We start from the raw sequence: 4,541 nt of genomic DNA, 5'->3' as shown, positions 1-4,541 counted from the left end.
CGATCGGGTACTTGCCGGTGGCGGTCTCCGCGCTGGTCATCACCGCATCGGTTCCGTCGAGCACGGCGTTGGCGACGTCGCTCACCTCGGCGCGGGTGGGCACCGGCGCGGTGATCATCGACTCCATCATCTGCGTGGCCGTGATCACCAGCTTGTCGTGCTCGCGCGCCATGCGGATCATGCGCTTCTGCAGCGCGGGCACGGCGGCGTTGCCGACCTCCACCGCCAGGTCGCCGCGCGCCACCATGATGGCGTCGCTGGCCTTGAGGATCTGCTCGAGGTTGGGGATGGCCTCGGCGCGCTCGATCTTCGCGATCAGCGCCGGCTTGTGGCGGAATTCGGCCGCGGCCACGTTGCACAGCTGGCGCGCCATCTCCATGTCGGTGGCGCTCTTGGGAAAGCTCACCGCCACGTAGTCGGCCTGGAAGCTCATGGCGGTGCGGATGTCCTCCATGTCCTTGGCCGTGAGCGCCGGCGCCGTGAGGCCGCCGCCCTGCTTGTTGATGCCCTTGTTGTTGGACAGCGTGCCGCCGATCTTCACGGTGGTGCGGATCTGGTCGCCCTTGACGGCATCGACGGTCAGCACGATGAGGCCGTCGTTCAGCAGCAGGTGGTCGCCCGGCTTCACGTCGCGCGGCAGCTCCTTGTAGTCGAGGCCCACGGCTTCGACGTCGCCCAGTTCCTCGCGGCCGGCGTCGAGCACGAACTTCGCGCCCGGCTCCAGCAGCACCTTGCCTTCGGCGAACTTGCCGACGCGGATCTTCGGGCCCTGCAGGTCGGCCATGATCGCGACCTCGCGGCCGGCCTTCTGGGCAGCGTCGCGCACCAGGCGCGCACGATCGATGTGGTCCTGCGCGGTGCCGTGGCTGAAGTTGAGCCGCACCACGTTGACGCCGGCGCGGATCATGCGCTCCAGGACGGGAGGGTCGCTCGAAGCGGGGCCCAGGGTGGCAACGATCTTGGTGGCGCGACGGGCCATGACTGGCGATCTCCTCGAAGTCGGTTTTCGATTCTCACATGGATCCGGTGACGTACCGGTTACCAACACAGGCCCGACAGGCGCAGCCGTGCGCGCGACGGCCGGCGCACGGCTGCGCTCCCGTGCACGGCGCAGTGTTTTCGTACCAACGGAATGCGCGAAGAAGCTGGCGCCCAGGTGGATGAGCAAGGTGCAATGCGCCCATCGGAAGGTGGGAGGGAGCGATGCACAAGAGCAGGACGTGCAGGATCGTCGCAGCCATCGTGTCGGCGTTGCTGGCCGCGCCGGCGGCGCAGGCGCAGGACCAGCGCGAGCAGGCCGTGCAGGCGGCGGTGGCCGATGGCATGACCACCGCCGTCGGCGTGGCCGCCACGGCCGGCGCCATCCACCCGGTGGGCGCGCTGCTCACCACGGCCGGCAAGGCCTACACCTTCCACCGCGCCAGCACGCTGCCCGAGACGGAGCAGCCCGCCGCCTACGCCGCCGCATCGGCGATGTGGATGGGGAGTGCGGTGAGCAACGTGTGCATCACCGCGGTGTTCCTCACCGGCGGCGGCTTCGCGCCGGCCTGCCTCGCGCTCGGCGCGGCCTGGGGGTTGAAGACCTGGGACGACAGCGAAGACGAGCGCCGCTACTGGGAGCGCTGCGCGATCCTGCGCCAGTTCGCCCTCCGCCAGGCCATTCCGTGCGCCTATGTGCCGCCGGGGCAGCGGGCGGCACTGGTGCAGGCCAGCGTGGAGGAGTCCGCCGCGCACGAGGCTGCCGAGCGGGAAGTTGCGACGCAGGAGGCGGCGAACCGCGACGCTGCGAATCCGGACGCAGGGAATCAGGTCAAGGGCAAGCGGGGCTCGGCAAAGCAGCGCCGCGCGAAGAAGACAGCGTCGAGGCAGGGCGCGCGCAAGCCGGTGCTGGCGGCGCAGGCTGCACCGCGCGCCGCGGCGCCCGAGCCAGCGACGGCGGCTGCGCCCGTGCCGGAGCCCCCGCGCCTGTTCGCCACGCCCTACGAGATCGAGGCGCCCTGAGGCGCCCCGCGGCTCAGGCCTGCGCGCGCCGTTCCAGGATCTCGAAGGCGGGCAGCTTCTTGCCTTCCAGCACCTCGAGGAAGGCACCGCCGCCGGTGGAGATGTAGCCCACGTCCTGCTCGATGCCGTACTTGGCGATGGCCGCCAGCGTGTCGCCGCCGCCCGCGATGCTGAAGGCGCTCGATGCCGCAATGGCGCGCGCAATGGTCTCGGTGCCCTGGGCGAAGGCATCGAACTCGAACACGCCCACCGGGCCGTTCCACACGATGGTGCCGGCCGCCTTCAGTTGCGCGGCGAGCCGGGCCGCCGTCTCGGGCCCGATGTCGAGGATCAGGTCGTCGGCAGCCACGTCGGCGGCCTTCTTCACCGTGGCCGGCGCGTCGGCGGCGAAGTTCTTCGCCACCACCACGTCGGTGGGGACCGGCACTTCGGCGCCGCGCGCCTTCATGGCTTCGATCACGGCCTTGGCCTCGTTCACCAGGTCGGGTTCGGCCAGCGACTTGCCGATCGGCAGGCCCGAGGCCAGCAGGAAGGTGTTGGCGATGCCGCCGCCCACGATCAGCTGGTCGACGTTCTTCGCCAGCGACTGCAGGATGGTGAGCTTGGTCGAGACCTTGGAGCCGGCGACGATCGCCACCAGCGGACGCTTCGGGTTGGCGAGCGCCTTGGTGATCGCGTCGATCTCGGCCGCCAGCAGCGGGCCGGCGCACGCGACCTTGGCGTATTCGGCGATGCCGTAGGTGGTGGCTTCCGCGCGGTGGGCTGTGCCGAAGGCGTCGTTGACGTAGATGTCGCAGAGCGCCGCCATCTTCTTCGCCAGCTCGGGGTTGTTCTTCTTCTCGCCCTTGTTGACGCGGCAGTTCTCCAGCAGCACGACTTCGCCCTGCTGCACGTCGACGCCGTCGACCCAGTCCTGCTTCAGCGGCACGGGCCGGCCCAGCAGCTCGGAGAGGCGCTTGGCGACGGGAGCCAGCGAGTCCTGGGGCTTCAGTTCGCCCTCGGTCGGGCGGCCCAGGTGCGAGGTGACCATCACCGCCGCGCCGCCGGCCAGCGCCATCTGGATGCAGGGCACGGAGGCTCGGATGCGGGTGTCCTCCGTGATGTTGCCGGCGTCGTCCTGCGGTACGTTGAGGTCGGCCCGGATGAAGACGCGGCGGCCGCGGGCGCGGCCTTCGTCGCAGAGGTCGGAGAAGCGCAGGACGTTCATGAGCTGGATTCTTTCGATGGGGGAATCCAGCATTCTAGAAACGCCGCGAGCCCCTCACCAACCGAGCCCCAGGTGCAGCGGCAGGTACACCGCCATCCCCGCCACCAGCGTCAGCAGCACGCTGCGGCGCCAGAAATACAGCGCCGCCCCGACGGCCGCGCCGAACAGGCGCGCGTCCTGCCAGGTCGCCACCAGGTGGCCGTCGGTCATCACCACCTCGGGCACCACCACCCCGGCCAGCGCCGCCACCGGGGCGTAGTACAGCGCCCGATGGGCCCAGGCCGGCAGCGTCCAGGGCCGGTCGAGGATGAAGAAGAAGCAGCGCGCGAGCACCGTCACCCCGGCCAGGCCAGCGATCACGAACAGCGTCCAAGCATCGGTCACACCGCTCATGCCAGCTTCTCCCGCGGCGGCGCGCCCCGGCGACCTTCCAGCCAGAAGCAGGCCAGCACCGCCAGCGCGATCGCCGCCACGATGTTCAGCTTCAAGGGCAGGGCATAGGCGGCAACCGCCGTGCCGCCGGCGATCACCGCCGCCAGCATCCGCAGCCGCGTGTTGGCGAGCGAGCACAGCACGCCCACCAGGCACAGCACGCCGGCGAAGCCCAGGCCCCAGGCGCTCGGGATCAGGTTGGCGAGCGCGACGCCGGCCAGGCTGGCGGCGTTCCAGGCGACCCAGGTGAGGAAGTAGTTGCCGGCGAGATAGGCCTCCTGCGCCAGCCGGCCTTCGGCGTCCTGCGCCGGCTCCGGGTAGCGGCCCGTGAACAGGGCGTAGCTCAGGTCCGCGGTGAGGAAGCCGTTGACCAGCCGCCGCCAGCGCGGCAGGTGCATCAGGTAGTCGCGCAGGTGCAGGCTGAAGACGACGAAGCGCAGGTTGACGCAGAAGCCGGTGGTCCAGATCACCCAGAAGGGCGCGCCGGCGACGATCAGCGGGATCGCCGCCAGCTGCGAACTGCCTGCGTAGACGAACAGCGTCATCGCCACCGCCTCGACCACGCTCATGCCGGACTTGACCATGGCCACGCCCGTCATCAAGCCCCAGGCGGCAAGGCCCGGCGCCACCGGGGCGGTGGCGCGCATGCCCTCGCGGAACTCGGGGTGCCGGTGGATGGCGCGCAGGAAGAACATCAGGCGTCGAAGCGCTGGCCGGCCTGCAGCGGGAAGCCGCGAAGGAACTCCGCCGCGGCCAGGCGCTTGCCGCCCGGACGCTGCAGCTCGGTGATCTCGAGCCGCCCCTGGGCGCCGCAGGCGACGCCGATGCCCTGCGCGTCGACAGAGACGATGGTGCCCGGCGCCACGCTGCCGCGGCCGGGCAGCGCGTGCGCGCGCCACAG

Annotated in this window: 5 protein-coding genes and 1 pseudogene; 1 reads left to right on the top strand and 5 read right to left on the bottom strand. The window is 70.8% G+C overall.

Annotated features, from left to right (window positions below; genetic code table 11):
• A partial coding sequence (gene pyk, locus VFM98_RS14060; RefSeq protein ID WP_325110539.1) for a pyruvate kinase occupies positions 1 to 979 on the bottom strand: 979 nt, incomplete at its 3' end.
• A gap of 224 nt (positions 980 to 1,203) precedes the next feature.
• Here pyk and VFM98_RS14055 point away from each other — a divergent pair.
• The gene (locus tag VFM98_RS14055) at positions 1,204 to 2,001 is read left to right on the top strand and encodes a hypothetical protein (protein WP_325110538.1); all 798 of its coding nucleotides are present in this window, start codon (positions 1,204 to 1,206) and stop codon (positions 1,999 to 2,001) included.
• Positions 2,002 to 2,014: 13 nt separating this feature from the next.
• Here the strand turns inward: VFM98_RS14055 and VFM98_RS14050 are convergent, their stop codons facing one another.
• The 4 genes and pseudogenes from VFM98_RS14050 to VFM98_RS14035 form a co-directional block, all read right to left on the bottom strand.
• Positions 2,015 to 3,208, bottom strand: coding sequence for a phosphoglycerate kinase (locus VFM98_RS14050; RefSeq protein WP_325110537.1), 1,194 nt, complete (start codon positions 3,206 to 3,208; stop codon positions 2,015 to 2,017).
• Positions 3,209 to 3,262: 54 nt separating this feature from the next.
• Positions 3,263 to 3,601, bottom strand: coding sequence for an AzlD domain-containing protein (locus tag VFM98_RS14045; protein ID WP_325110536.1), 339 nt, complete (start codon positions 3,599 to 3,601; stop codon positions 3,263 to 3,265).
• Complete coding sequence (locus tag VFM98_RS14040) at positions 3,598 to 4,335, bottom strand: AzlC family ABC transporter permease (RefSeq protein WP_325110535.1); 738 nt, start codon at positions 4,333 to 4,335, stop codon at positions 3,598 to 3,600. Before VFM98_RS14040 ends, VFM98_RS14045 begins: the two co-directional genes overlap by 4 nt.
• Positions 4,335 to 4,541: pseudogene (locus VFM98_RS14035) on the bottom strand (methionyl-tRNA formyltransferase); the annotation flags it as partial. The gene VFM98_RS14040 and the pseudogene VFM98_RS14035, both read right to left, overlap by 1 nt.

The organism is Ramlibacter sp. (genome assembly GCF_035706265.1).
Taxonomy (GTDB): Bacteria; Pseudomonadota; Gammaproteobacteria; order Burkholderiales; family Burkholderiaceae_C; genus Ramlibacter.
Note: the sequence above shows the minus strand (reverse complement) of the source record. Positions and strands in the feature narration are given on the sequence as shown.